This window comes from Pseudomonas gozinkensis, assembly GCF_014863585.1.
GTDB classification, from domain to species: domain Bacteria; phylum Pseudomonadota; class Gammaproteobacteria; order Pseudomonadales; family Pseudomonadaceae; genus Aquipseudomonas; species Aquipseudomonas gozinkensis.
The window spans coordinates 4,944,670-4,969,787 of sequence record NZ_CP062253.1 but is presented as its reverse complement, the minus strand read 5'-3'; the positions used below and the strand labels follow the sequence as shown (position 1 = coordinate 4,969,787).

Genomic DNA, 25,118 nt, shown 5'->3' with positions numbered 1-25,118 from the left:
CCATCAAGCCAGACCCGGCGCTTCACGAATAATGAAGTGATCCAGGTTCTCGATATTGGCATTGAAGACCTCGAAAGGCTTTTCGGGGTTCTTCTTGCCCGGCACCTGCTTCAACTCCGGCGTCACACCATAGAAGAAGCAGAACAGCTCCTTGTCGCTATCAATGGCGTGCTTGATCTCTTCCAGAAACGCCTTGCGCTTGCGGTAGTTGTCGATCAGCTTTTTGTTGAGATAGACACTGACCGGATAAGGCTTCTTCTTGCTGTCATCCGGTTTCTTGAACCAGACCTTGTCCTCGAAATCGATCCGGAAACTGGCGCTGTGAAAGTCCTCGATCTTCTTGATCCGGCCCCAGTAAATCAGCCCCTTGTTGTCCATCAAGTACTCGATCTTCTTGAAGAACGAACTGTACGGCGCCGTATGCTCGCCAATCTTCAACGGCATACGCTTGAGCAAATCCTTGTCCGCGAAGTTCGACACAAAACACTCCACGGGGTGAGCGAAGACACTGGTCTTGTCCGGCGCCGTCTCACGACTCGGCGATTCTTTTGAAGGGGAAGTCGCCACCCGCACCGGATCATCCCGCAACACATCCGCCGCCCCCGCAGGCGCGGCAGGCTTGTGCACATACTCACGGCGCGTCAACAACAACTCCGACGGGAAATGCTCCTCACGCCCGTCATCCGTTTCCCCCTCCGCTACCTCAACCCCCGACGCCGACGTCTTCAAACTCACATACGGACAATCCGCCACATGCTGCGTACCGGGCAGATTCTTGAAGTGCGGCGTGCGCACGTAATTCACATTCTTGGCGTTGAACGTACCCAACTCGTTGGAAGCATCGAACGCCGAACGACAGGCGTCGTTGGGGCACTGGAAGTGTTCCTTCGCAGAATCGAACGCCACCGTCTCATCGAAATTGAGATCGCGAACGTCATAGATCGACAACTTGTCGTCGAGGCTGAGGCAGTAGGCGAGGTCGAATTTCATTTTCCTAACTCTAAAAATTATTTTTCAATGTTATTGTAGGACGCTAAAAGGAACGGGCGCAGATTATCCAATAAAGCTATAACGTTTTACTAGTTTTGAAGCCTCAATAGTGTCTTGTATGCTTCCAGATGTGTTCGTGCGGAGGTAAGTTTGGACCGCTCCTTGAAGCGTTGTGTTTGAAGAGGAAAGACGGTGCCAAGGTTGTAAGTCAGATTTTTTGAGCAGGGTTCTAAGATCCGTGTTGGTTGGGCCACTCTGTATGAACTGCGACCAGCTATTGAATGCCTCTGGGGTTCCAATGCTTATTGCTAGGCTTAACAAAAGCTCTCGAAAGTATCTTTGCTCAAGTGCTTCATTTTCTTCATCAGATAAACTGATCTTTATTATCCGATAAGTGTTAATGAAGCGAAGTACTCTGCGTGGAGAATTTCCAGCAAACGGCGCTAGCTGACTTAGAAACGTTCGCTCGTCGTTACTAAATATTAGCCTGTTGTTCTGTGTTTTTTCTTTGCTGTTGTCGCTAAAGTCTTCTGTAGAATCTGCGGTATTGTTGGTAATAGCCTCGTCAGATGTTATAGGGGATGTGGAGAGTGAAGTTGTGTCTGTATTGAAATTCTGAATCCTAGATTCTAATAATGCGGCGCTAGAATTTGCGCTCATTGGTCTTACCCAATAAGGAATTTGGAATATTTTTTCGAGATAATCATGAGCGGTTGCGCCGATTTTTTTGTTAAAGCTTTCGGCATGTTGTTCATCCAGGAGGTCAGGATAATGCTTGGTTAGAGCTCGATTGACCCACCGCACATCTGCAGCGACGAAAACGATAAATAATGGGAATCCTAGTAGTAAATGAACTGCTTGAAGTATCTCTACTACTTTGGTTGGTGGGCAGCGATCCAAGTCGTCAATAAAAAGGACTATTCTCTTGAATTTTTGTGTCTCCGTCACTGAACTGACTTTCAGCATGGATTCGAGCTTTTCTTTATCTGCCGATTTTAGCTGGCTTTTTGGATCGTCAATTAAGTCCAGTATTCGCTTTTTTAATTTTCCATCGAGAATCGGCATTTTGGATTGATTTGAATCAGTTTTTAGCCCGCGGGATAGTTCCTCAAAGTCTTTTCTAATAGCTGCTACGAGCCCTAGATGGCTTGCATAATGTCCATCATTAGCTCGTTCGCGAATGAAACTTAACATTCTTCCTCGACCCGTACCTGCGTCAAAGTCGTGTGTGGCTGCGGCCACTTTTTCCGTAGCTACAGTTAGTAGGTTCTGAGCTTCTTCGACATCTGTTGCTAACTTCGAAAGTGTTTTAGATTTTGATTTTTCTTGAGCGTCAATCACTTTTTCTAGTGTCGTTCGGAAGCCGGATATCTGGTTTACTGCTGAGCGAATATGTTTAGTTAGAAATGCAATTCCAGCAGTTATTCCGGTGATTGTAGTGCTGAGTGTAAGTATCTCTTTGGTAAAAATACTTATATTGGCTTTGAATGTCTCACTTATTAGTTCAAACGCTTTCGAAAACGCCGGCGGTAGAATTAGGATGATGGTCAGTCCTATCAGGATAGCTTGCCAGCTAGCTATGCGATGTAATAGTCCTTCTCTAATGGCTTTTGTTCGTGTTCGCTCGTTGTTGAAGGCGTCAATGGTTTTTTTTAGTTGAAAAGTGTCCTCGTATAATTTTTCTAAGCCAAGGGTTTTTGCCGCGGATTTAACTTTTTCAAAATCAACCTGCTTTTTTAGAGTTTCGGTAATGGATTGCCAGAATGCATTATTGTTATCTCTTGCCTCTGCTAATCTCTTAGTAGCGATGCTTTGTGCTTGACGGCAGAGAACCAGTTTTTCCGCAGACTCCACTGCCAATTCTTGTGCAGTTGACAGATTCTCAAATAGCTTCTGTGAGGAGAGCCGGCTCTCTCCTTCTATTTCGTTTTTTCGAACCCATTGATCGAGTTCTGTGAAGATATGATCAACAAGGCTGGCCCAAAGATTTGTATCGACAAAGTGCCAAGCGTTAAATTTTATTAGAACGGTATCTTTAGAGTCTCTTTGGATTTGCTGATAAACAAGTCTCATGAAAAATGATTTGCCCGTCCCCCAGTCGCCCAAGACTCCGATTGCTAATGGAGGGTCCTCTGTACGAATGGCAAGTGTAGCCATCGCTTTTGCTTCATCTACGACACCAATTTTGTCTTCCAGTCCGACCGCCCATGGATCATCACTATGGAACAACGTTTCTCTTGAATAATCTGATGGTTTAGAACTTTGGGGGATTAAATTTTTTTCAGTAAGTCGTGCAAGAATTCGATCTCTGATATGGTTTCCCACGTTTTTCGCTGGTTTGTAGCCATTGATGCGCGGCAATCCCAACTCTTCAAGAACCGCAGAAATATTTTGCATCCGAAACTCAACCGATCCTTTTGTTCGCCCGATTAAGGCACCTTCGCGAAGGATTCGATTCTCTTCAGTTTTAACGAACTTTTGGCCAGTCTGCTCGCGTGACAACATGCTGATATAAGCATCGACCGCTGCGTCAATCTCCGAGTCGTTCCAGTCGCTGTTGCTCTTTTCCGTTTCCATAGAATCGCCGAGGGTTGTGGACCCTCGGACGATACTGAGTGGCCATTACGGATGTCTACGAAAATTCCCACAAAAAATAGCGACGAATCTCGCGATAGATCCTACAAGCGCATTTCCTAACCGAGTGAATGCTTCGACGACTGAAGCGCCTGCGCGACTTTTCGCCACCAAGGCTTAGCCATCGTTTCTCGCCGTTGAGTCTGACCTTCCAGCAGATACGGCATATCCCGCAGACGAATCCAACCTTCATCCTGCCAATGCAGCAGACTCAACGACATCTCCGACCAGTTCAACAGGCTCAACGTTGGGCGATCAAACCTATCCGAGGGTTCAGCATCGCGCAGGGCTGGCACCACCTGATTGGTCAAACACTCTCGTAGCAAACGATTCTCAGGGATGTAGTGATACACCAACAGCGCATACACACCGGATTCGCTGAGCATCAACTGTTTTTCAGGTTGTCGGTAATACTCAATCCTCAGCAAGCGGTGCTGATCGTTGTCCAGTTTTTTGATCATGCGATCACTGAGATGGACGCCCATTAAACGACCGATATCGCGAGCGCAGAACCATGTTTGGTTTTCGAGTAGAAGGGAGTGTAGGTGGAGATTGTGGCGGGTGAAGACTGTAGAATTGTGCGTATCAGACATGATCAGCCTCCTGCGCAGGAAGCATAATTTCAGCAGTAAAACTGTAGGCGATTTCCTTCGTTGAGAAGGGGAAATACGTAGGCATATCCATTACCTCTACTTGATAGCTTTCTTAGGGCTAAGGCGCCGGGAGTTAAGAAACCCCAAGTAGAAGGCCGGACATATTCCCCTTTCGGGTCTTGTATTCGCCCACTCCCGACATAGCAAAGATTTTTTGCGCGCAGGAGAATACCTTAAGCGCAAAAAAGCCGCATCTTTCGGGAGCGGTCAGGCCGCTACTTGAGGCGTTTCTTAGGCGCCGGATACAGCACGTTATGAGGTTGATGACGCCGGGTCAAGGTCGCGTGGAAGAAGCCGAAATAGCCTACAGAAAAAGACGATTAATCATCGCTCAAAGCCTCGATTTTCAATCTATCGCAGCCTGTCTAGTTAGAGCGTAGGTATTCTTGTGTTTCGTAATGTTTCATCTATTTTGTCCCAACTATATGCGCCACGCAAAAGCGATAGATTCTGTTCTTTTGCGACCTCTATGGCTAGGTCGTTGACTTCGCTGAGCAAAAGCTCCAGACCTTTAAGCTTTGACTCGGTGTCAAAAATCAGTCGGGTGTCGTCAGGTGTTCGAAGTGTTTGGGTATGAAATCTATTGTTATGAAGGAATGTTAGATGTCGCTTTGTCTCAAGAAGTATCGCTAGCTCATTTGTAAAGCCGGCGATTAGAGCTGAAGAGTCCGCATGCCATAATGCTGCCGCTATGTCAAAGCTAGGAAGGGTGATATTGGTTCCTTCCTTTGCTGCGTCAGCTTTTATGTGCTTGCAAAGCCGAATGGATTTTTTCAGTCCCCCGAGAGTTAAAGCGTCTTTATATGTGATTTTTTCGATGTGTTTGAATGGCTTGTTGAATATTGTTGTAGGTACTTTGTTGTCGAGGACGTAAATTGCTCTGTCTGACTCTTTGTTTGTCGTTTGATAGTCGTGCGTGTTGTGCCAGTGGGAAGGGACGACATCAACGGGTCGTCTCAAAGAGCCGCCGCTTAGAGTAATTGCTTTTCCTCCCGTCGTATCTACGGTTACGGCAGGAAATTGTTTTATTAGTATGTTTTCAGAATTTTTTCTAAGTAGCTGTAGTGCCGATAGCGGGGTGTATGAGATTGGATTGTTATAAAGACCAAGCCTACTGTTTTGGCCAGTTCTGTCGTATGTGAAAAAATCTTCGTCAAGAACCAGGAGGTCAACATCACTAACCCCTCTGATGTGGATGTTGCATGGAACTGAGCCTTGAAGTCTGAAAGCTACTGAGAATCCAAGTTCTGTTAATCCGGTGTTTAGTTGCTTACCTACGCGCTCCGCCTCTGCAATACTGATTTTTGTGTACTGCTCGTCAACTTCTTGCATCGAGCCTATTGCATAGCGTGTATAAGGCTTTTCTGTTCTTTTTTCGTATTTTTCTGAGTTCAGGCTGTTGGCGATAATTTGAGCAGTATCAAATGCACTTACACGGTTAAGACCTTCAGTGCCGTTTCTTCGAGAGCGCAAACTGCTAAGCCGGTTCTGTATGTTTCTCGCCATCAGTTCGACCTCCTAAGCTTCATTGTTCCAAAGGTGTATCTGCCGTGACCGTTGAAATATTCGCCTTCAGCAGTTTTTAAGTTGTGGTCAAAAAGTAGTTCGGCGCAGCCGCGATGGCTTACTAAGTCTTTTTCTTTTTGGTTAGGATCATTTTTGTAGTTGTAGAGCAGTCTAAAACCGTCAGCATCGTCACTAACAAGGGCGGCGGCAATGCTATTAGAGCCTGACTGTTCTGTTTTTAATCTGACTCGCAGGCGATCCCAGCTTTGAATTATGGTGACTTCTCCTTTCCAGGAGGCTGCGTGTGATTTATCAGGGTTTAGGGACTGACCCTCGCAAATCCATTTGCCACTTAGATCAGGGACGCGGAGAAGCTTTGATACGAATGGAAGTTTCCAAACGTATTTCTCAAACAACCAGTATATGCCCGCATAGATGATGCCTGCGCTCACTGGCCATAATATTAGATTGGGTATGTTTTGTGCCCAGCCTAGGCTTTTAGCGATATTTATAGCTGCAAGGAATAGAGTTACTGTTAGTGACGAAATGCCTGCGGCAATAATGCTTATTGTGTGGCCAATCTTTGAGCGATTAGGCCCACCTAAGACAGAGTACTCATGGTTTTCAGGCATGATTAAGTTCCCTATAAACGATACAGCGTGCCCTGAGATTGCCCCAGCCGAAAGCTCGCGATATGCCCAACGTCCTTGTCGGGTATATAATTTTTAGCTATTTAGTCCCAGCTCAACGCCCCACCAGTCTGATACTCAATAACCCGAGTCTCAAAGAAATTCTTCTCTTTCTTCAAGTCCATAATCTCGCTCATCCAAGGGAACGGGTTAGTCGTCCCTGGATATTCTTCTTTAAGGCCGATCTGCGACAGACGACGGTTAGCGATGAACTTCAGGTAGTCCTCCATCATCGCTGCGTTCATGCCCAGTACGCCGCGAGGCATGGTGTCACGGGCGTATTCGATTTCCAGCTGAGTGCCCTGCAGAATCATCTGCGAAGCTTCTTCCTTCATTTCGGCGTCCCACAGGTGTGGGTTTTCGATTTTGATCTGGTTGATCACGTCGATGCCGAAGTTCAGGTGCATGGATTCGTCGCGCAGGATGTACTGGAACTGCTCGGCGACGCCGGTCATTTTGTTGCGGCGGCCCATGGAGAGGATCTGGGTGAAGCCGCAGTAGAAGAAGATGCCTTCCAGAACGCAGTAGTAGGCGATCAGGTTGCGCAGCAGTTCTTTGTCGGTCTCAACGGTGCCGGTGTTGAATTCCGGATCGGAGATGGCGCGGGTGTATTTCAGGCCCCAGGCGGCTTTTTTCGCGACCGACGGGATCTCGTGGTACATGTTGAAGATCTCGCCTTCATCCATGCCCAGCGATTCGATGCAGTACTGGTAGGCGTGGGTGTGGATCGCCTCTTCGAACGCCTGGCGCAGGATGTACTGGCGGCATTCCGGGTTGGTGATCAGGCGGTACACGGCCAGGGCCAGGTTGTTGGCAACCAGGGAGTCGGCGGTGGAGAAGAAGCCGAGGTTGCGCATCACGATGCGGCGCTCGTCGTCGGTCAGGCCTTCCGGGTTTTTCCAGAGGGCGATGTCGGCGGTCATGTTGACTTCTTGCGGCATCCAGTGGTTTGCGCAGCCGTCCAGGTATTTCTGCCAGGCCCAGTCGTACTTGAATGGCACGAGCTGGTTGAGGTCGGCGCGGCAGTTGATCATGCGCTTTTCGTCAACGGCGACACGGGCGGCGGAGCCTTCGAGTTCGGCGAGGCCTTCGGCAACGTCGAGGGAATCCAGTGCAGCCTTGGCGCGGGCCACGGCGGCCGAGTCTTCGGCGGTCACGGCGCGGGCTTCGAGGGCGGCGGCACCGCCGGCGCTGTCGAGGCGGTCCATGTTGGCTTCGCTAGCGTGGCCGGCGTTGGCGCCTTTCACTGCTGCTACTTCACTGTCTTCTTTGTCGAATTCGTCCCAGCTCAGCATGACGTGTCGTCTCCTGCGTGAGGGCCTGTGCCCGTGTGAAAACTGATTGGTTGGTTTTTCACACGGCCGTACAGGCCGCGTTGGATGTCGTTTTTTGCAGCGGTGCTACGCAGGCAATAAACAGAAAATTTTTACGGGTTTCCGAGAGCCTCTGACGGGCGCAGGTCAGCGTTGTCGCTGCTGCGGGGCTTCAGAATGGCTTTGATCCCTGTAAGGGAATATTGCTGACCCGATTAGGGCGGCATTATAGGGAAAAAAACACCGGCGTGGGGGAGGGCGAAACAGCGCAGGGCGGTCGAGCGCTGGGGTGATTTCGATCGGAGCGAGGGTTTACAGGGCTTTCGCCGGGATTGGCCCCGGAGAATTTTTTTTCATTAATTTTTCTGCGTGTGATTGATTGCTCAAAAAACGAGCAAAAAAACGCGTTTTTCACTATATCTTGTGTTTTGCAACCCTTTTACGTGACTTCAAACACAACTGAGCCCGACCGAAGCCGGGCTGGAATCGACCCTCAATGAAGCGCTGAGCGATCCGATTCGGTGCAGTCTCAAACCATCAATTGGTGCAGCCGTTGCCCATGATGCTGTAACGCAGGATGTGGCGCTGCCCCTTGGAGTCGTCGTATTCCATTTTCGCCGGAACAACTTCGCAGACATTCGGAACTTCGCTCATGGAAACAACTTTGGCGATGTCCAGGTGAGTGGAGTAAGTGTATTCCTCGATGGCCGGTTGTTGCTGTGCGACATCAGTCGGGACCTCGTCTGCCATGGCGGTTGCGCACAGACTGCTGAGGGCCAGAACCAATAAAGCTTTCATTTGAAATTTACCTTCTTGAGGTCGAGTGGGGTCACGCAACCTTTTTGGGGTTGCGTGTGGAACTTCATCGTTTGGGTTTGTTACTTCAGAGCTGGATTAACGGCCTTCGTGGGGGCTGTAACGTTGTTAATCGCTTTGCCTTGTCGGCGAGGTGAATTCTAGGGAGGCGGGGTAGGGGTAAACAGACCCGGTTTTGATAAACACCTTTGGCAGATTTGGTAACAATCGATGGATATTGTGTTGGTAGTGCTTTGGTTTTCCTGAAAGACCGCGTCGCCTGAATCGCTGGCAAGCCAGCTCCCACAGGGATTTGCGGTGTTTGGAGCGAGGGCGCAAGGCTTGCGTTTGGGGTATCTGGATGTTTTGTAGGGGCTTGTTACTACCATCGTCGAATGGTTCTATACGGGCGCCCCGGCTACAACAGGGTCATACAAAAACAACTATTACACCGAGGTAGGAAAGATGAGTGCGGCTTCCCTGTATCCCGTTCGTCCCGAGGTTCTGGCCAATACGCTGACCGACGAGGCGACCTACAAAGCCATGTACCAACAGTCGGTCGTCAACCCTGACGGCTTCTGGCGCGAACAAGCCAAGCGCCTCGACTGGATCAAACCTTTCACCACGGTGAAACAGACTTCGTTCGACGATCACCATGTCGACATCAAATGGTTTGCCGACGGCACCCTGAACGTTTCCTACAACTGCCTCGACCGTCATCTGGCCGAGCGCGGCGATCAGGTCGCCATCATCTGGGAAGGCGACGATCCTTCCGAAAGCCGCAACATCACCTACCGCGAACTGCACGAGCAAGTGTGCAAACTCGCCAACGCCCTGCGTGGCCAGGACGTGCACCGCGGCGACGTGGTGACCATCTATATGCCGATGATTCCCGAAGCCGTGGTCGCCATGCTGGCCTGTACCCGGATCGGCGCGATTCACTCGGTGGTGTTCGGCGGTTTCTCGCCGGAAGCCCTGGCCGGTCGCATCATCGACTGCCGCTCGAAAGTGGTGATCACCGCTGACGAAGGCATCCGTGCCGGCAAGAAGATTTCCCTCAAGGCCAACGTCGACGACGCGCTGACCAACCCGGAAACCAGCAGCATCCAGAAAGTCATCGTGTGCAAGCGCACCGGCGGCGACATCAAGTGGAACCAGCATCGCGACATCTGGTACGAAGACCTGATGAAAGTGGCAGGCACCGTCTGCGCGCCGAAAGAGATGGGCGCCGAAGAAGCGCTGTTCATCCTTTATACCTCCGGCTCCACCGGCAAGCCGAAGGGCGTGCAGCACACCACCGGCGGCTATCTGTTGTACGCGGCCATGACTCACGAGCGCGTGTTCGACTACCGTCCGGGCGAAATCTACTGGTGCACCGCCGACGTGGGCTGGGTCACCGGTCACTCCTACATTGTTTACGGCCCGCTGGCCAACGGCGCGACAACGCTGCTGTTCGAAGGCGTGCCGAACTATCCGGACATCACCCGGGTGGCGAAGATCGTCGACAAGCACAAGGTCAACATCCTCTACACCGCGCCGACCGCGATCCGCGCGATGATGGCCTCCGGCACCGCCGCTGTTGAGGGCGCGGACGGCAGCAGCCTGCGTCTGCTCGGTTCGGTCGGCGAGCCGATCAACCCGGAAGCCTGGGACTGGTACTACAAGAACGTCGGCAAGTCCCGTTGCCCGATCGTCGACACCTGGTGGCAGACCGAAACCGGCGGCAACATGATGAGCCCGCTGCCGGGCGCCCATGCGCTGAAACCGGGTTCGGCCGCGCGTCCGTTCTTCGGTGTGGTCCCGGCGCTGGTGGACAACCTCGGCAACATCATCGAGGGCGAGGCCGAGGGCAATCTGGTGATTCTCGATTCGTGGCCAGGTCAGGCGCGCACCCTGTACGGCGATCACGACCGTTTCGTCGACACCTACTTCAAGACCTTCCGTGGCATGTACTTCACCGGTGACGGCGCCCGTCGCGATGCCGATGGTTACTACTGGATCACCGGTCGCGTGGACGACGTGCTCAACGTGTCCGGCCACCGCATGGGTACCGCCGAGATCGAAAGTGCGATGGTCGCTCACCCGAAAGTCGCCGAAGCGGCGGTGGTCGGTGTGCCGCACGACATCAAGGGGCAGGGCATTTATGTCTACGTCACCCTGAAGAATGGCGAAGAGCCGAGCGAGCAATTGCGCCTGGAACTGAAGAACTGGGTGCGCAAAGAGATCGGGCCGATCGCTTCGCCGGACGTGATCCAGTGGGCGCCGGGGCTGCCGAAGACCCGTTCGGGCAAGATCATGCGCCGCATTCTGCGCAAGATCGCGACCGCCGAGTATGAAGGCCTGGGCGACATCTCCACCCTGGCCGATCCGGGTGTGGTGCAGCATCTGATCGACACGCACAAGACCATGAACGTCGCGTAAGCGGCGGGTCTGAAGGCTGATAAGCCCCGCCCGGCATTGCGCCGGGCGGGGCTTTTTTGTCTGTGGTTTATGGGGTGTTAGTGCTGGCCCCTTCGCTGGCAAGCCAGCTCCCACAGGGATTGTTGTGGTCAGATAATTTCAGCAAAGCCGAGGTCGTGTGGGAGCTGGCTTGCCAGCGAAAGCGGTTTGTCATGCAAAGCTGACATCCTTTGATGGAACACAAAACCCGCAGCCAATAATTATCGAATTGATCCGTCAGGCACTTCCCACTGTTACTCGTCCGCCTTCAAGTAACTGAATGTGTAACCGCCTGCTCCGCAACGGGGCGTCCGGAAACGCATTGCCCCGTTTTCGGGCCTCAAAACCCCCGGTGAAAAATAAGACATAACCCCGCGCTTGCCGGATTAGAAGGGTTTGCGAATAATAGGCCCGCAATTTGCAGCATAGATCGGTTCACTGTCTTTCGCTCTTGCATGAAATTGCAGGGCTGTCAATGTGCTCAAGCGGGTTTCTCGGTGCATCTGTAATTAGTTGTCGCATTGAAGAAATATCGGCTTCGGGCCTGTCGTTAGAATGCCGATCACTCGCTCGTCGTGGCTCGTGTTGAAATCGCTGACGGTTTCAATGGGAAATTTCCCACGGATGCAGCACCGCTTTTCTGTTTCACCCATTCGCATATTGGGCTGTCGCTCACTCTGCCGTTTTTGCCCTTTACCGATGGAGTCCCAAGATGAAGAAACTTGTGCTGCTTGGCGCCCTGGCACTGTCCGTGCTGTCCCTGCCGACATTCGCCGATGAAAAGCCTCTGAAAATCGGTATCGAAGCGGCTTACCCTCCATTTGCTTCCAAAGCGCCGGACGGCAGCATCGTCGGTTTCGACTACGACATCGGCAACGCGCTGTGCGAAGAAATGAAGGTCAAGTGCCAGTGGGTCGAGCAAGAGTTCGACGGTCTGATCCCGGCACTGAAAGTGCGCAAGATCGACGCGATCCTGTCGTCCATGTCGATCACTGAAGACCGCAAGAAGTCCGTGGACTTCACCAACAAGTACTACAACACCCCGGCTCGCCTGGTCATGAAAGAAGGCACCGCTGTCAGCGAAGGCCTGACCGAGCTCAAGGGCAAGAACATCGGCGTACAGCGTGGTTCGATCCACGAGCGTTTCGCCCGCGAAGTCCTGGCCCCGCTGGGTGCCGAGATCAAGCCATACGGTTCGCAGAACGAAATCTACCTCGACGTGGCCGCCGGCCGCCTCGACGGCACCGTGGCGGACGCTACGCTGTTGAATGACGGCTTCCTGAAAACCGACGCCGGCAAAGGCTTCGCGTTCGTCGGCCCGGCGTTCACCGACGTCAAATACTTCGGCGACGGCGTAGGCATCGCAGTACGCAAGGGCGACGCCCTGAAAGACAAGATCAACACCGCCATCGCGGCCATCCGCGAGAACGGCAAGTACAAGGCAATCCAGGACAAGTACTTCGACTTCGACATTTACGGCAAGTAAAGACGTCGCTCGACCCGTCCGAAATGGCGCAAGCAACAGGATCTCTGCGGTTTGCGCCATTTTTTCATCCCAACTTTCGAGGACCTGAATCATGTTGAAAGGCTACGGGGCTGTCATCCTCGATGGCGCTTGGCTGACGCTTCAGCTCGCCTTGTCGTCCATGGCCCTGGCCATCGTTCTCGGGCTGATCGGCGTCGCGTTGCGCCTGTCGCCGGTGCGCTGGCTGGCGTGGCTGGGCGATCTGTATTCCACGGTGATTCGCGGGATTCCCGACCTGGTGCTGATCCTGCTGATCTTCTACGGCGGTCAGGATTTGCTCAACCGCGTCGCACCGATGCTCGGCTATGACGACTACATCGACCTGAACCCGCTGGCCGCCGGTATCGGCACCCTCGGTTTCATCTTCGGTGCGTACCTGTCGGAAACCTTCCGCGGCGCGTTCATGGCGATCCCCAAAGGTCAGGCCGAAGCGGGCATGGCGTACGGCATGAGCAGCTTTCAGGTGTTCTTCCGGGTGCTGGTGCCGCAGATGATCCGTCTGGCGATTCCGGGCTTCACCAACAACTGGCTGGTGTTGACCAAGGCCACCGCGCTGATTTCCGTGGTCGGTCTGCAAGACATGATGTTCAAGGCCAAGCAGGCGGCCGACGCCACCCGCGAGCCTTTCACCTTCTTCCTCGCAGTGGCGGCGATGTACCTGGTGATCACCAGTGTCTCGTTGCTGGCGCTGCGTCACCTTGAGAAGCGCTACTCGGTAGGCGTAAGGGCGGCTGATCTATGATCTTCGACTACAACGTCATTTGGGAGGCCCTGCCGCTATACCTCGGCGGTCTGGTCACCACCCTCAAGTTGCTCGCGCTGTCGCTGTTCTTCGGTCTGCTCGCGGCCCTGCCGCTGGGGCTGATGCGCGTATCCAAGAACGCTGTGGTCAACGGCGCAGCCTGGCTCTACACCTACGTGATTCGCGGTACGCCGATGCTGGTTCAACTGTTCCTGATCTACTACGGTCTGGCCCAGTTCGAAGCCGTGCGTGAAAGCTTCCTCTGGCCGTGGCTGTCCAGCGCAACGTTCTGTGCGTGCCTGGCGTTCACGATCAACACCAGCGCCTACACCGCCGAAATCATCGCCGGCAGCCTGAAGGCCACGCCGAATGGCGAGATCGAAGCGGCCAAGGCCATGGGCATGTCGCGCTTCAAGATGTACAAGCGCATCCTGCTGCCATCGGCCCTGCGCCGGGCGCTGCCGCAGTACAGCAACGAAGTGATCATGATGCTGCAGACCACCAGTCTGGCGTCCATCGTGACCCTGATCGACATTACTGGTGCGGCCCGTACCGTCAACGCGCAGTTCTACCTGCCGTTCGAGGCGTACATCACCGCTGGCGTGTTCTACCTGTGCCTGACCTTCATTCTGGTGCGCCTGTTCAAGCTGGCCGAGCGTCGCTGGCTGAGCTACCTGGCCCCGAGGAAGCACTGATATGGAACGCATCGACCACATTCTGCCGTGGAGTCACCTGGGCAGCGAACGCCGGATTTCGGTTTTCCGCTTCGGTAGCGGCGAGCGCAAGGCCTACATCCAGGCCAGCCTGCACGCTGACGAACTGCCCGGCATGCGCACCGCCTGGGAGCTGAAAAAACGCCTCGGCGAACTCGAAGCCAAGGGCCTGCTCAACGGCGTCATCGAATTGGTGCCGGTGGCCAACCCGCTGGGTCTCGGTCAGTTGCTGCAAGGCAACCATCAGGGCCGTTTCGAGGCCGGCAGCGGCAAGAATTTCAACCGTGATTTCGTCGAGCTCAGCGCCCCGGTGGCCGCAAAGCTCGAGGGCCAACTCGGTGATGATCCGCACGCCAACATCCGTCTGATCCGTCAGGCGATGGCCGATCACCTGGCCGCATTGCCCGAGGCCAGCAGCCAGTTGCAAGGCATGCAGCGCATCCTGCTGCAACATGCCGCCACCGCCGATGTGGTGCTGGATCTGCATTGCGACTGCGAAGCCGCGCTGCACATGTACGCCTTGCCGCAGCACTGGCCGCAGTGGCGTTCGCTCGCCGCGCACCTGGACGTGAAGGTCGGTCTGCTGGCGGAAGATTCCGGCGGCAGTTCGTTCGACGAAGCCTGCTCGTTGCCGTGGCTGCGTCTGTCGCGCCTGTTCCCGGACGCGCAGATTCCACTGGCGTGCCTGGCGACCACCGTTGAACTGGGTGGTCAGGCCGACACCACGCCTGCGCAGGCCGAGGCTTGGGCAGAAGGCATTCTGGCGTTCCTCGCCGAGCAGGGCCTGATTCGTGGCGAGTGGCCGAGCGCGGCGCACGAACCGTGCGAAGGCATGCCGTTCGAGGGCACTGAACTGCTCCTGCCGCCGCATCCGGGCGTGGTGAGTTTTCTGCGCAAGCCCGGCGAGTGGGTTGAAGCCGGTGACAAGATTTTCGAAGTGATCGATCCGCTGTCGGATCGGGTCAGCACGGTGTGTGCTGGTACGTCCGGGGTGCTGTTTGCCATTGAGCGGCTGCGTTACGCCCAACCCGGTTTCTGGCTGGCCAAAGTGGCGGGGCGCGATGCGCTGCGCGACGGCCCTTTGCTCAACGACTGACTGTTTTTGTGAGAACCGACCGCATGTACAAACTTGAAGTCCAAGACCTGCATAAACGCTATGGCAGTCACGAAGTGCTCAAGGGCGTTTCCCTGAAAGCGGCCGCCGGCGATGTGATCAGCATCATCGGCTCCAGTGGCTCCGGCAAAAGTACTTTCCTGCGCTGCATCAACCTGCTCGAGCAGCCGCACGCGGGCAAGATCCTGCTCAACAACGAAGAGCTGAAACTGGTGGCGAACAAGGACGGCGCGCTGAAAGCCGCTGATCCGAAACAGCTGCAACGCATGCGTTCGCGCCTGTCGATGGTGTTCCAGCACTTCAACCTGTGGTCGCACATGACCGCGCTGGAAAACATCATGGAAGCGCCGGTTCACGTGCTGGGCGTGTCCAAGGCCGAAGCCCGCGAGAAAGCCGAGCACTACCTGAACAAGGTCGGCGTGGCTCATCGTAAGGATGCGTTCCCGGGGCACATGTCCGGTGGCGAGCAGCAACGTGTGGCGATCGCCCGTGCGCTGGCGATGGAACCTGAGGTGATGCTGTTCGACGAGCCGACTTCGGCCCTCGACCCGGAACTGGTCGGCGACGTGCTGAAAGTCATGCAGGCCCTCGCTCAGGAAGGCCGCACCATGGTGGTGGTGACCCACGAAATGGGCTTCGCCCGTGAAGTGTCGAACCAGTTGGTGTTCCTGCACAAAGGTGTCGTCGAAGAAAGCGGCAACCCGCGTGAAGTGCTGGTCAATCCGCAATCGGAACGTTTGCAACAATTCCTCTCGGGCAGCCTCAAGTAATCGGGGCTGCCGTTGTGCACCGAGATAGTGCATGCTTCGCAGCCTAGAGGCCGTTCTCGATTCCTGTGGGAGCTGGCTTGCCAGCGATGGCGTCCTGCCAGATTGCATTTCTGGGACAGACACACCGCTATCGCTGGCAAGCCAGCTCCCACAATTGATCTTTGCTGGTTTCGCGATTTGTGTTCATTTTCGGGCTAGCATTGGCCCTTGCCTTCATCACCGTTATTCGCTTCGGATCGCCCGCCCATGACTGCCCATCGAATTGGTTTCCTGATTTGGCCCAGCACTAAAGCTCTGACTTTGGCGCTGGCAGAGGAGGCCTTGCGTGTTGCCCAGCGTGTGCATCCGGACGTGGTTTACGAGTTGTCGTTCCTGCAGGCCGAAGCACCGACCGAAGGTGAATGGCAACTGCCCGGCGAACCCTGGGCCGGCAAACTCGAAAACTTCCAGAAACTGTTCCTGCTCGCCGATGAGCCACCGACGACTTTGGCGCCGGCACTCAGCAGTGCGCTCAAGCAACTGGTGCGTGCCGGTTGTGTGATTGGCGGTCTGTCGGCCGGTGTTTATCCGCTGGCGCAACTCGGTCTGCTCGACGGCTACCGCGCCGCGGTGCATTGGCGCTGGCAGGACGATTTCGCCGAGCGCTTCCCGAAAGTCATCGCCACCAGCCATCTGTTCGACTGGGATCGCGATCGCCTGACCGCGTGCGGTGGCATGTCGGTGCTCGATTTGCTGCTGGCGGTGCTGGCCCGTGATCACGGTGCGGAACTGGCTGGCGCGGTTTCCGAAGAACTGGTGGTCGAACGCATCCGCGAAGGCGGCGAGCGTCAGCGCATCCCGTTGCAGAACCGTCTTGGTTCCAGCCATCCGAAACTCACGCAAGCCGTACTGCTGATGGAAGCCAATATCGAAGAACCGCTGACCACCGACGAAATCGCCCAGCACGTGTGCGTGTCCCGTCGCCAGCTGGAGCGGATCTTCAAGCAATACCTCAACCGCGTGCCGAGCCAGTACTACCTGGAACTGCGCTTGAACAAGGCCCGGCAGATGTTGATGCAGACTAGCAAGTCGATCATCCAGATCGGCCTGTCCTGCGGTTTCTCTTCTGGGCCGCATTTCTCCAGCGCCTATCGCAACTTCTTCGGCGCCACGCCACGGGAAGACCGCAACCAGCGGCGCAGCAGCAGCCCGTTCGAGTTGTCATCGGTGCCACCCGAGCGCGGATAACCGATAAACCAACGCCATGAAATCCGATTCCATGGCGTTGTCGTTTCCAGCGCTTTCAATCCTCTATGGCGACACCGGGACGAGTCACGGGAGCCTGCTGTCCGACCACGTTGTCGACGTTCAGCGTATGGCCCGTTTCCTGGTAGTACGCCCGAATGCGGTTCATTGCCTCGGGGGAGAAAGGATTGCCGCGCAAGTCGTAGCGGTCGCCGACGTAGGCCGGCACATCCTGCAGTTCGTCCGGGACTTCGATGATTTCGTTGCCTGAAAGGTCGATTTCCATCCAGTTGTGATTTCCGAGCACACCCCTGGGAATTTCGCTGATGCCGGTGGTACTCAGGTCGAGATCGCTCAGGTGCTGCAGATTGCTCAGGTCGGGAGCCAGTTTCAGGGGGTTGTCCTGCAAATGCAGGAGCTCAAGCGAATGCAGCCCGGCCAGCCCGTTCACTTCACGCGCAGTCAGCGTGATACGGCAGGCGGGCAGACTCAGTGTGGTCAGTCGATTCATCCTGAAGATGGCCTCGGGCACAGTGCTCAGGTCATAACCCCGGATGTCGACATGTTCAAGGCCGGGAAATGCTTCCAGAAAACGGCCGACGCGTGGCCAATGGTCCGCACTGTTGACCAGGTAAAGGTCCGACACATGGCTGAAGTCGGCACGCAAGGTCGGCAGCTCGCCCATGATTGAAAGCGTCGACGTGAGTTGATGGTCTGCCGCGTTCGCACCCTCCACCGGTATCTGGCGCCAGCACGTCAACAAGGTCTCCGAGAAGGCTGCCCTGTTTTGTTCCTCATGCAGGCGTTGATCCGCGTTCAACGGCAAGCCTGTTACCGGGTGTCCGGGGATGTCGGCTTCCCACGCGACCAGATCTCCCCGCAGGGTTTCGAGCTCAAGCTCCAGCCGTGTCAATTCGGTTCGGCCATCCACCAGTGTGCCGTCCAGGCGGTAGATGAACGCGCTGGCCTGTTCATCATCCAGAGTGGGATACAGTGTCCGGGCGCGGGCGATATCCGCCGGCTCGGCCAATACGCCGAGGTCTTCCTCGGTCCGGCGATAGTAGTTCTTGACGTGCTCGCGAGTGGCGGCGCTCAGAGGATTGTCACCAAAGTCGTAACCAGCCCCTGCTGACGCCGGCAGTTCGAAGACGGCCTGTGGAATCTCGGTGATGTGATTGTTGTTGAGCACGATGGTTTCAATGGCCGGCAACTCCAACAGCCCTTCGGGCAGTTCGCTGATCCCGGTGCTCGCCAGATCCAGGTACTCGAGTGCCGCCATGTTTCGCAGATTGGGCGAGCGGCCCAACGGGTTGCGGTAGAGATCCAGGCTGGTGAGCCGGGTCAGTGCCGAAAGGGCCGTCTGGCCTTCACTGTCCAGGACCAGTGCGCAATTGCTCAGCACCAGCTCTTCAAGCGCAGGCATCCCGGTGATCGCGCGCGGGAATTGCCCCAAGGCCAGATCGCGTAACTCCAGGCCCTTCAGGCCGCTGAAGCACTGGAGGAAGTGTTCGTTGACTCGCAGTTGCGTGTTGCCATTGAGTGACAGGCTCAAGACATGGCTGAAGTCTGCGCGTATCGGCGGCAGATCACCGACAAATGGAATATTCAGGTTCAGCGTCTGTGACCTGGCCTCGGGCTGTTCCTCTGACCGTTCACGCCAGAAGGCTTCGATTTCCCGGCGAAACGTCTCGCGATCAGTCTGTTCTGCCAATCGCAGATCTTCACTGATTAACTCACCGGTGGCCGGAAAGCGCTCGGGTATATCGGCAACCCAAGAGGTGAGGTCTTCGTCAAGTCGCTGCCACTCCATCTCCCAGTTCCCGATCTGCGCCCGGCCTTCCTCAAGGGTGCCCGGCAACAGGTACAGCACGCGATTGGCGTCCTCGCGATCCAGGGTCGGAAAGAGCGACTGGGTCCGGTCAAGGTCTTCACGAGGCATGAAAACCCCGAAGTTCTGCCGTTTCAGTTGATAGCAGACTTTGATGCGTTCGAGGGTGGCCTCGCTCAACGGGTTGTCGGTAAAACTCAGTTGCGCAGGTTGTTGCGGCGGGATGTTGAACACGGCATCGGGCAGCTCGCTGATCAGGTTTTTGTCCAGGTTGGCGGCGACCAGTCGCGGGTGGTCGAGCAGGTCGTCCGGCAGGCGGGTGATGGCCGTGTCGACCATTCGCAAGTGAACCAGTGCCGTCATGCCCGAAAGCGATGGTGGAGCGCCCAATGGGTTGCGGCTCAGATTCAGATACTGCAATCGGCTCAGGGAAGAAAGGCTGGCCTGTGTTTGCGGGGTCAGCGTCAATGCGCAGTTTTCGATGATCAGGCGCTGCAACGCGGGCATGCGTTCGCAGGCGGCGGGAAATTGTGTGAAGTTGAAGTCATGCAGTTCCAGATGCCGTAACCCGGTGAACGAGTCGAGGAAGGTATCCATGCCGTTCAAGGCGGTATTGCCGCTGAATGAAAGCTCGGTGATGTGACTGAAGTTGGTCGACAGAGCAGGCAGATCACCGATGAGCGCGACGTCCATGATCAGGGTGTCGGTCCTTAGCCGCGGGGCTTGCGTCGTTCTCGCACGCCACAGGCGTTCGAGTTGCTGGGCAAATGCCTTTCGATGCGTGTGTTCCACGAACATTTGCATCGGGCTCATCCGCTCACCGGTGACCGGATGCGTGGCCGGCGTTGCGTTGATCCAGTGCGCAAGATCCGATGACAATTGTTCGATCTCCGCTTGCCAGTGCCTGAGTTGCGAGCGGCCGTGCTCGATATCGCCTGGCAAGCCATAGAACACTTCGCTGGCGTCTTCGTCGTCCAGGCCAGGAAACAGCGCCTTGGTGGCGTCGATGTCCGTCTTGTCGGCGAGTACGCCAAAGTCCGGGCCGTACTCGCGGGAGTAGGTCTTGATTTTTTCCCGCGTCTCGGCGCTCAACGGATTGGCGGAAAAGTCGAATCCTTCGCTGGCCCGCGCCGGGAGCGAGAAAAAGACGTCGGGAATTTCGCTGATCCGGTTTTCGCTGACGATGGCGGTTTTCAGCTTTGGATGGCCTGCCATGCCGACCGGCACTTCAGCAATGTCGGTATTGGACAGGTCGAGGTAAGTCAGTTCGCCCAGCTCGCTCAGGTCGGGCGTGCTGCCCAGGGGGTTGTCAGGCAACTCCAGCAGTTCCAGAGCGGGCATGGTTGCCAGCGCCGCTTGCGTCTCGGCGGTGTAAACCAGACCGCAATTCTTCAGGGTCAGTGTGGTGAGGGCATGTTGCTGTGCAAGGGCCTGGGACACTCCCTCAAGTGCGAAGTCTTGAAGAATCAGATGGGTCAGCCGTGGAAAGGTGCGCAGAAATGCAGGGACGCCACTGATGTCCTTCTTGCCGGTCATCGACAGAGTGGTGATGTGGTTGAGGTCTGCATTGACTACCGGCATGTCACCAACGAATGTCGGTTGCGCTGTAAACACGTCCGCTCTCGTCAGTGGATGAGCTGTCGAACGGTGGCGCCAGAGCCGTTCAAGGCGCCCGGCAAATGCTTCTCGCGCCGTGTGTTCGGCGAGTCGCTCCTCGAGGCTGAACAGTTCCCCGTTATGCGGATGGCGGTCTGGAATGTCCCGGACCCACGCAGCCAGGTCGGCGGTCATCCGTACAATTTCGGTTTCCCAGCGAGCCAGTTGTATCCGTCCCTGAACAAGCGAGCCCGGCAGTTGGTAGATCAGCTCGCTCGCCAGGCGATCATTGAGGTCGGTGAACAGTGCCTTGGTCCGATCAATATCGGATTGCTCCGCACGCACGCCCATGTCGTTGCCTGTCCGTTTGAAGTAGACCTTTATCTGTTCTCGCGTGGCGTTGGAGAACGGATTACCGGAAAAGTCGTATCCAGCGGTAGTGCCCGGGGAAAACTCGAACACGGCATCGGGAAGTGCAGCGATCCGGTTGTCGGCAAGCCAGGCACTTTTGATGCGTGGGTGAGCCAGCAGGCCGTGGGGCAGTTCGGATATTCCGGTGTCGGTCAGATTGAGGTGATGCAGTGTCGGCAGGGCATTGACGTCCATCGTGATGCCCAGGGGATTGCCCTGCAGGTCGAGTGATGTCAGCTCATTGAGCGATGACAGCAGCAACTGGTTTTGCGGTGTCAGGGTTATCCCGCAATGGCGCAGCCGCAGTTGCCGCAACGAGGTCATGGCCGTGATGGACTGTGGCAGGTCATCCAGGTCGAATTGATTCAATGCCAGTCGCCGCAAGCGTGTGAAACCTTGCAGGAATCGGTCGATCCCGCCACCGCTGTCGGTGCCTTTCAGATCCAGGTTGGTGACATGGTCGAAGTTCGCGCTCAAGACCGGCAGTTCACCCATCAGCGGCTCTGCAAACTGCAGTCGGAATCCACTCGGCTCCGGTGTTTCCCTGCGCCAGCAGCGACGCAATGCATGGGCGAACTGTTGGCGGTCGCGCTGGATGGCTGTCTTCTGGATCGGTGAAAGGGCGAGACGTGTAGCCGGATCGACTCGCGGGACATTGAGCGCCCAGTTATTCAGGTCGCTGTCCAGTTGCGCGTATTCGAGCTGAAGGCGCGACAGTTCAGTCAGCGGGCCATCAGGGTGGTTTCGAAGGTGGAGCGTCATGCTCTGCATATCGTCGTCCGCCATGCCTGGATAAACCTGCCTGATGCGGTTTTCCAGCGTGCGCGGGCTTTGCGGGGTCTCTCGGGCATAGCCTTGTGCGCCGACCAGTCGCAGCGTATCGACGACCAGCGGCTGTATGGCCTCGTCGGCAATCGCCAGGCGCAGGTCGCCGCGATCCACAGGGTTGTCACGAATGGCCTGCCTGAGTTTTGCGCCTTCCCCGATCTGCAGGTTCAGGGCCTGCCGTTGTGCGTCCGGCAATGCCTGCAGCACGCTGGTGTAGAAATCGGTGGGGGCGTGCAATTCCATTCCTTGATGGTCGAAAGGCTGCCAGGTGCCATCCATTCTGCGTACCAGCACTTTCTGGATGGCGGCTGATGGCGCACCGGTGCTGTCCAGCAGCGGCCCTTCGGGTGATCCGGCCCGGACTTCGAACCGCACGTCCCCCGACCAGCCCGGCAGTTTTTTCAGGCTGTGCAACGCCAGCGTATCGGTATCCGGGTTGCGCACCGAATCCAGCTCCAATCCTTCATAGGCGCGGGTTATGCGCAGTTCGTGGGTGGCCTGGGCGGCAAGGCTCTGTTGGCGCTCCGGCCACTCTCCGGCGTCGATTGCCAGCAATTCGGTGCCAGTGGCGGTGTGCAGCAATTCTTCAGTGATCCTGGCGGGCAGGTGCGGTTCGTGCCCGGCAACCTTTTTCGTCAGCGGCTCTTCGCGATGCTGAAGCGCCTGGTAGCGTGCCTCGAACAATGCGGTACGGCGCGAGGTTGCGATCTGAGCGATCCGGTTTCTCAGCCTGCGAGTGCGAACGTCCAGGGCGATCATCTGGCCGAACTCTTCCGCCAGCAGTGTGTTGATGTCTCGTTCGCCGAGGGATTGCAGCAAGGTCTTGAGCAGGTCGCCGTCGGCCAGACGATCCTGGTGAAGGTCAATCAGCGGCAACTGTTCATCGGCAGAGGATTGCCAGAGGATTTGTCCCTGCCCGTCAATCAGGCGCAGGCGTCGGTTGTCCGGCAGCAGCCCTTGATCATTGAGAAGCTGGAGTTGCATCAGCGGATCGGCATGAAGGTAATCTTCAGCCCTGTCACTGGCCATCCGGCTGATGAAGCCCTGCAGATCCTGATCGATTTTAAAGCGCTGGATCGTGTCGGCCAGCAGCGGTGGTACGCGCTCGCGATCGACGTGCATCTTGCGCAAGGCCTCTTCGTGGCAGCCGCTGACCTTGAGGATTCGCTCGCGACGGGCGGGAGAAAACGGCTCGATGCTCGGACCCACACGCTGCAAGGCAGCTGCTGTGTCCCACTCCAGCGGTCGTTCGAGTTCGGTATGGAAGGCGCCCTCGCCATTATGAAACGCGACAGGACGGTAGGCGTCCGTCCGGGTCGGGTGCTCGATCTGCAGCTTGTCGGGATGGATGTGATCGCTGACCGCGTAATGTTTCTGCTCGATTGGCATCAGTTTCTTGCCCTGCTGCCAGTGCAGTCCCTGCTTGTCCGGCACTGCGCGTTCTGGCGGTACGATCGGGCTTTCGTAGGGTTTGAGGTCGGGTTTCCAGTACAGGGTCTTACCGTTGCGCAGTTTGACGGGCCGGAAGCGATCGATGAAGGAGACGACGCTCGGCGGCAAGACCTTGGGCAGCTCCGTCATGGCGATGCCGCCGCCGATGCCGAAGGCTCCCAGTTCGACCAGTGATTCGAGGGCGCTGAACAATTGCTCGCCGGCCTCGGTGATTGCTCCTTCGGCCCAGTCGACGATACCTTCGAAGGCTTCGTCGAGAAATTGGTAGGTGATGTAAGCCATCATCATTTCGCCCAGGAACGGCACGAAGGGCAGCACGACAAACGAGGCGATCTGGAGAATCGAGGAGGCAATGTCGACGAAGGAGTCCCAGAGCGCCCAGCGCGCTTTTCGGTCGGCGTCGGCGGTCGGGACGGCCAGGGTGGCGGCGTCGTTGAGTACCTTGTTCAGTTTGCGTTGGTAGAGGTGTTCCCAGAGGTTGCCGGTGATGGGCGATACGGCCATTTGCAGTTTTGGCTTTTCGATCGGCGCTTCACGCCAGGGGGGCAGTTGGCTGCCTGACACCGGCTCATGCCATTTCACCTGACTCAGGCGCTGGTTCAGATCGGCCAGGAAATGTCCCTTTTGTTCATGGGCCACAAACTGGGTGAAAAAGTGCTGGTACTCCGGCGAACGCAACTGGCGGACCAGTTCCTTTTCCATGGCCGCACTCGAGGCGTACTCCTTGATCGGGTGTTCCGGGTCGCCCGGTATGTAGGCCACCACCCCGAGTGCAACGCGTGCCTGCTCCAGATCCGCAGCGAAAACCACGATGCCGGTGAGGGAGGCCGACATCATCGTCAGGTCCTGGCAGCGCAAGGTGTGACCATTGATGCGCATGCCTTCTATGCCGTCGAGCATCCCGTTGATCAGCCGCAGCCAGTTCTCGCCAATGTCTCCGTTGACTCGTGCCAGTTGCAGGTCTGCTTTCAGGGCAGTTTTCTGGCTCTCCTTGAGCCTGTCGGGCAGGAGGGCGGCAACGACCGGGTTGGAGATGCCCAGACAGTCCTCAAGGTAGGTCTTGTAGCCAGCCCCGATATCCAGTTCCCGGCAAAGGCTGATGAAGGCGGGGATGCTGATTTTTTCGCGGATCTGCGGCAGGGTTTCGAACTGACCGGTTTGTGACGGTCGGGTGATGAAACCGGAGTCGCGATCGTAGGCGTCCTGCCGGGCCTCGTCCTTCTGGAAGTTGTGCAGTGCCGCGTCCAGCAGGGAAACCGTCCAGCTGCGCACGCCTGTCCTGATGCCGAAAATGGGAGTGCTGGCAGGCAGGTAGAGGCGCAGGAAGATTTCCTTCACGTCCAGCTCAAGTCCGAATCGAGACTTGAGTACCGCCTTGAGCAAGGGTTCGGCATAAGCGCTGACGTCCTGCACTTGCGCGAGCCGCTGGTCGACGCTGTTTTGTACCTGCATGTGCCCGGCAATCGCGGCACGCAATTGATCGTGTTGTGCCGCTGAGGCTTTCCTGATGCTGTCGGTCACGGGGCGCCGGTTGTTCTTCAGTGCCGTGCGCCGGGTGGCAGAGGCCTGGCCCAGCCAGTCGGGGATTGCATCCACCAGCGGTTGATAATGTGAGGGGGGATTGCCGGGTATGACGTCCGGTTGTGGTTCGGTCGGTGATTGCATGGGATTGCGCCTTGGCGTCTGGAAATGAGCCAAGCAAATCAAAATGTCCCGAGCGGGGTGCGGTATATAGATATGACATTGCCGTGGCCTTCAATTGATATCCTCTCAGGCCTGCTGCAATTGTCGTCGACGGTTTAAACTGCGCCTTTGCGACGCTATATGTCGCATTGCCGTAAACCCGGGAAAATCCGGGGTTTGCGCTATAAGAAGTTGTCGCTTGGCGGCAAGGCC

The 25,118-nt window shown here is 56.1% G+C and carries 15 protein-coding genes; 7 read left to right on the top strand and 8 right to left on the bottom strand.

Translation table 11 applies throughout. The annotated features are described in order from the left end of the window. Positions 1-3 precede the first annotated feature (3 nt). From IHQ43_RS22055 to IHQ43_RS22025, 7 genes are all read right to left on the bottom strand, one after another. A complete protein-coding gene (locus IHQ43_RS22055) occupies positions 4-990 on the bottom strand; it encodes a hypothetical protein (RefSeq protein WP_192562091.1) in 987 nt (328 codons plus the stop codon). 63 nt (positions 991-1,053) lie between these two features. After that, entirely contained in the window at positions 1,054-3,567 is a 2,514-nt protein-coding gene (locus IHQ43_RS22050) for a P-loop NTPase fold protein (protein WP_192562090.1), read from the bottom strand. A gap of 116 nt (positions 3,568-3,683) precedes the next feature. Next, positions 3,684-4,217 carry a BRO-N domain-containing protein gene (locus tag IHQ43_RS22045; protein WP_192562089.1) on the bottom strand — a complete coding sequence of 178 codons (534 nt, stop codon included), beginning with the start codon at positions 4,215-4,217 and terminating at the stop codon, positions 3,684-3,686. A 429-nt stretch (positions 4,218-4,646) separates the two neighbouring features. After that, entirely contained in the window at positions 4,647-5,783 is a 1,137-nt protein-coding gene (locus tag IHQ43_RS22040; protein WP_192562088.1) for a nucleotidyltransferase family protein, read from the bottom strand. Then, positions 5,783-6,415 (bottom strand): Cap15 family cyclic dinucleotide receptor domain-containing protein, encoded by a 633-nt coding sequence (locus IHQ43_RS22035; protein WP_007963107.1) that lies wholly within the window; start codon positions 6,413-6,415, stop codon positions 5,783-5,785. Before IHQ43_RS22035 ends, IHQ43_RS22040 begins: the two co-directional genes overlap by 1 nt. Before the next feature lie 101 nt (positions 6,416-6,516). Then, positions 6,517-7,767 (bottom strand): ribonucleotide-diphosphate reductase subunit beta, encoded by a 1,251-nt coding sequence (locus IHQ43_RS22030; RefSeq protein ID WP_007951068.1) that lies wholly within the window; start codon positions 7,765-7,767, stop codon positions 6,517-6,519. A gap of 555 nt (positions 7,768-8,322) precedes the next feature. Next, positions 8,323-8,583 carry a DUF2790 domain-containing protein gene (locus IHQ43_RS22025; protein ID WP_011335542.1) on the bottom strand — a complete coding sequence of 87 codons (261 nt, stop codon included), beginning with the start codon at positions 8,581-8,583 and terminating at the stop codon, positions 8,323-8,325. A gap of 462 nt (positions 8,584-9,045) precedes the next feature. Here IHQ43_RS22025 and acs point away from each other — a divergent pair, with 462 nt between their 5' ends. From acs to argR, 7 genes are all read left to right on the top strand, one after another. Beyond that, positions 9,046-11,001: an acetate--CoA ligase gene (gene acs, locus IHQ43_RS22020; protein ID WP_007951065.1), complete on the top strand. Its 1,956-nt coding sequence runs from the start codon at positions 9,046-9,048 to the stop codon at positions 10,999-11,001. A gap of 730 nt (positions 11,002-11,731) precedes the next feature. Further along, entirely contained in the window at positions 11,732-12,505 is a 774-nt protein-coding gene (locus IHQ43_RS22015; protein WP_192562087.1) for an ABC transporter substrate-binding protein, read from the top strand. 91 nt (positions 12,506-12,596) lie between these two features. Next, positions 12,597-13,286 carry an ABC transporter permease gene (locus tag IHQ43_RS22010; RefSeq protein ID WP_007951063.1) on the top strand — a complete coding sequence of 230 codons (690 nt, stop codon included), beginning with the start codon at positions 12,597-12,599 and terminating at the stop codon, positions 13,284-13,286. After that, entirely contained in the window at positions 13,283-13,981 is a 699-nt protein-coding gene (locus IHQ43_RS22005; RefSeq protein ID WP_192562086.1) for an ABC transporter permease, read from the top strand. Before IHQ43_RS22010 ends, IHQ43_RS22005 begins: the two co-directional genes overlap by 4 nt. A 1-nt stretch (position 13,982) precedes the next feature. Then, complete coding sequence (locus IHQ43_RS22000) at positions 13,983-15,095, top strand: succinylglutamate desuccinylase/aspartoacylase family protein (protein WP_192562085.1); 1,113 nt, start codon at positions 13,983-13,985, stop codon at positions 15,093-15,095. A 23-nt stretch (positions 15,096-15,118) separates the two neighbouring features. Further along, the gene (locus tag IHQ43_RS21995; protein WP_003227281.1) at positions 15,119-15,883 is read left to right on the top strand and encodes an ABC transporter ATP-binding protein; all 765 of its coding nucleotides are present in this window, start codon (positions 15,119-15,121) and stop codon (positions 15,881-15,883) included. A gap of 246 nt (positions 15,884-16,129) precedes the next feature. Next, on the top strand, positions 16,130-17,110 hold the full coding sequence (argR, locus tag IHQ43_RS21990) for a transcriptional regulator ArgR (protein WP_085709719.1): 981 nt from the start codon (positions 16,130-16,132) through the stop codon (positions 17,108-17,110). 55 nt (positions 17,111-17,165) lie between these two features. On the opposite strand, the gene IHQ43_RS21985 is transcribed toward argR, so the two are convergent. After that, complete coding sequence (locus tag IHQ43_RS21985) at positions 17,166-24,887, bottom strand: dermonecrotic toxin domain-containing protein (protein ID WP_192562084.1); 7,722 nt, start codon at positions 24,885-24,887, stop codon at positions 17,166-17,168. Positions 24,888-25,118: the final 231 nt, after the last annotated feature.

Excerpts from the sequence above, each read along its gene's own strand:
- IHQ43_RS22055 (WP_192562091.1), bottom strand. The coding sequence starts at position 990 with ATGAAATTCGACCTCGCCTACTGCCTCAGCCTCGACGACAAGTTGTCG.
- IHQ43_RS22050 (WP_192562090.1), bottom strand. The coding sequence starts at position 3,567 with ATGGAAACGGAAAAGAGCAACAGCGACTGGAACGACTCGGAGATTGAC.
- IHQ43_RS22045 (WP_192562089.1), bottom strand. The coding sequence starts at position 4,217 with ATGTCTGATACGCACAATTCTACAGTCTTCACCCGCCACAATCTCCAC.
- IHQ43_RS22040 (WP_192562088.1), bottom strand. The coding sequence starts at position 5,783 with ATGGCGAGAAACATACAGAACCGGCTTAGCAGTTTGCGCTCTCGAAGA.
- IHQ43_RS22035 (WP_007963107.1), bottom strand. The coding sequence starts at position 6,415 with ATGCCTGAAAACCATGAGTACTCTGTCTTAGGTGGGCCTAATCGCTCA.
- IHQ43_RS22030 (WP_007951068.1), bottom strand. The coding sequence starts at position 7,767 with ATGCTGAGCTGGGACGAATTCGACAAAGAAGACAGTGAAGTAGCAGCA.
- IHQ43_RS22025 (WP_011335542.1), bottom strand. The coding sequence starts at position 8,583 with ATGAAAGCTTTATTGGTTCTGGCCCTCAGCAGTCTGTGCGCAACCGCC.
- acs (WP_007951065.1), top strand. The coding sequence starts at position 9,046 with ATGAGTGCGGCTTCCCTGTATCCCGTTCGTCCCGAGGTTCTGGCCAAT.
- IHQ43_RS22015 (WP_192562087.1), top strand. The coding sequence starts at position 11,732 with ATGAAGAAACTTGTGCTGCTTGGCGCCCTGGCACTGTCCGTGCTGTCC.
- IHQ43_RS22010 (WP_007951063.1), top strand. The coding sequence starts at position 12,597 with ATGTTGAAAGGCTACGGGGCTGTCATCCTCGATGGCGCTTGGCTGACG.
- IHQ43_RS22005 (WP_192562086.1), top strand. The coding sequence starts at position 13,283 with ATGATCTTCGACTACAACGTCATTTGGGAGGCCCTGCCGCTATACCTC.
- IHQ43_RS22000 (WP_192562085.1), top strand. The coding sequence starts at position 13,983 with ATGGAACGCATCGACCACATTCTGCCGTGGAGTCACCTGGGCAGCGAA.
- IHQ43_RS21995 (WP_003227281.1), top strand. The coding sequence starts at position 15,119 with ATGTACAAACTTGAAGTCCAAGACCTGCATAAACGCTATGGCAGTCAC.
- argR (WP_085709719.1), top strand. The coding sequence starts at position 16,130 with ATGACTGCCCATCGAATTGGTTTCCTGATTTGGCCCAGCACTAAAGCT.
- IHQ43_RS21985 (WP_192562084.1), bottom strand. The coding sequence starts at position 24,887 with ATGCAATCACCGACCGAACCACAACCGGACGTCATACCCGGCAATCCC.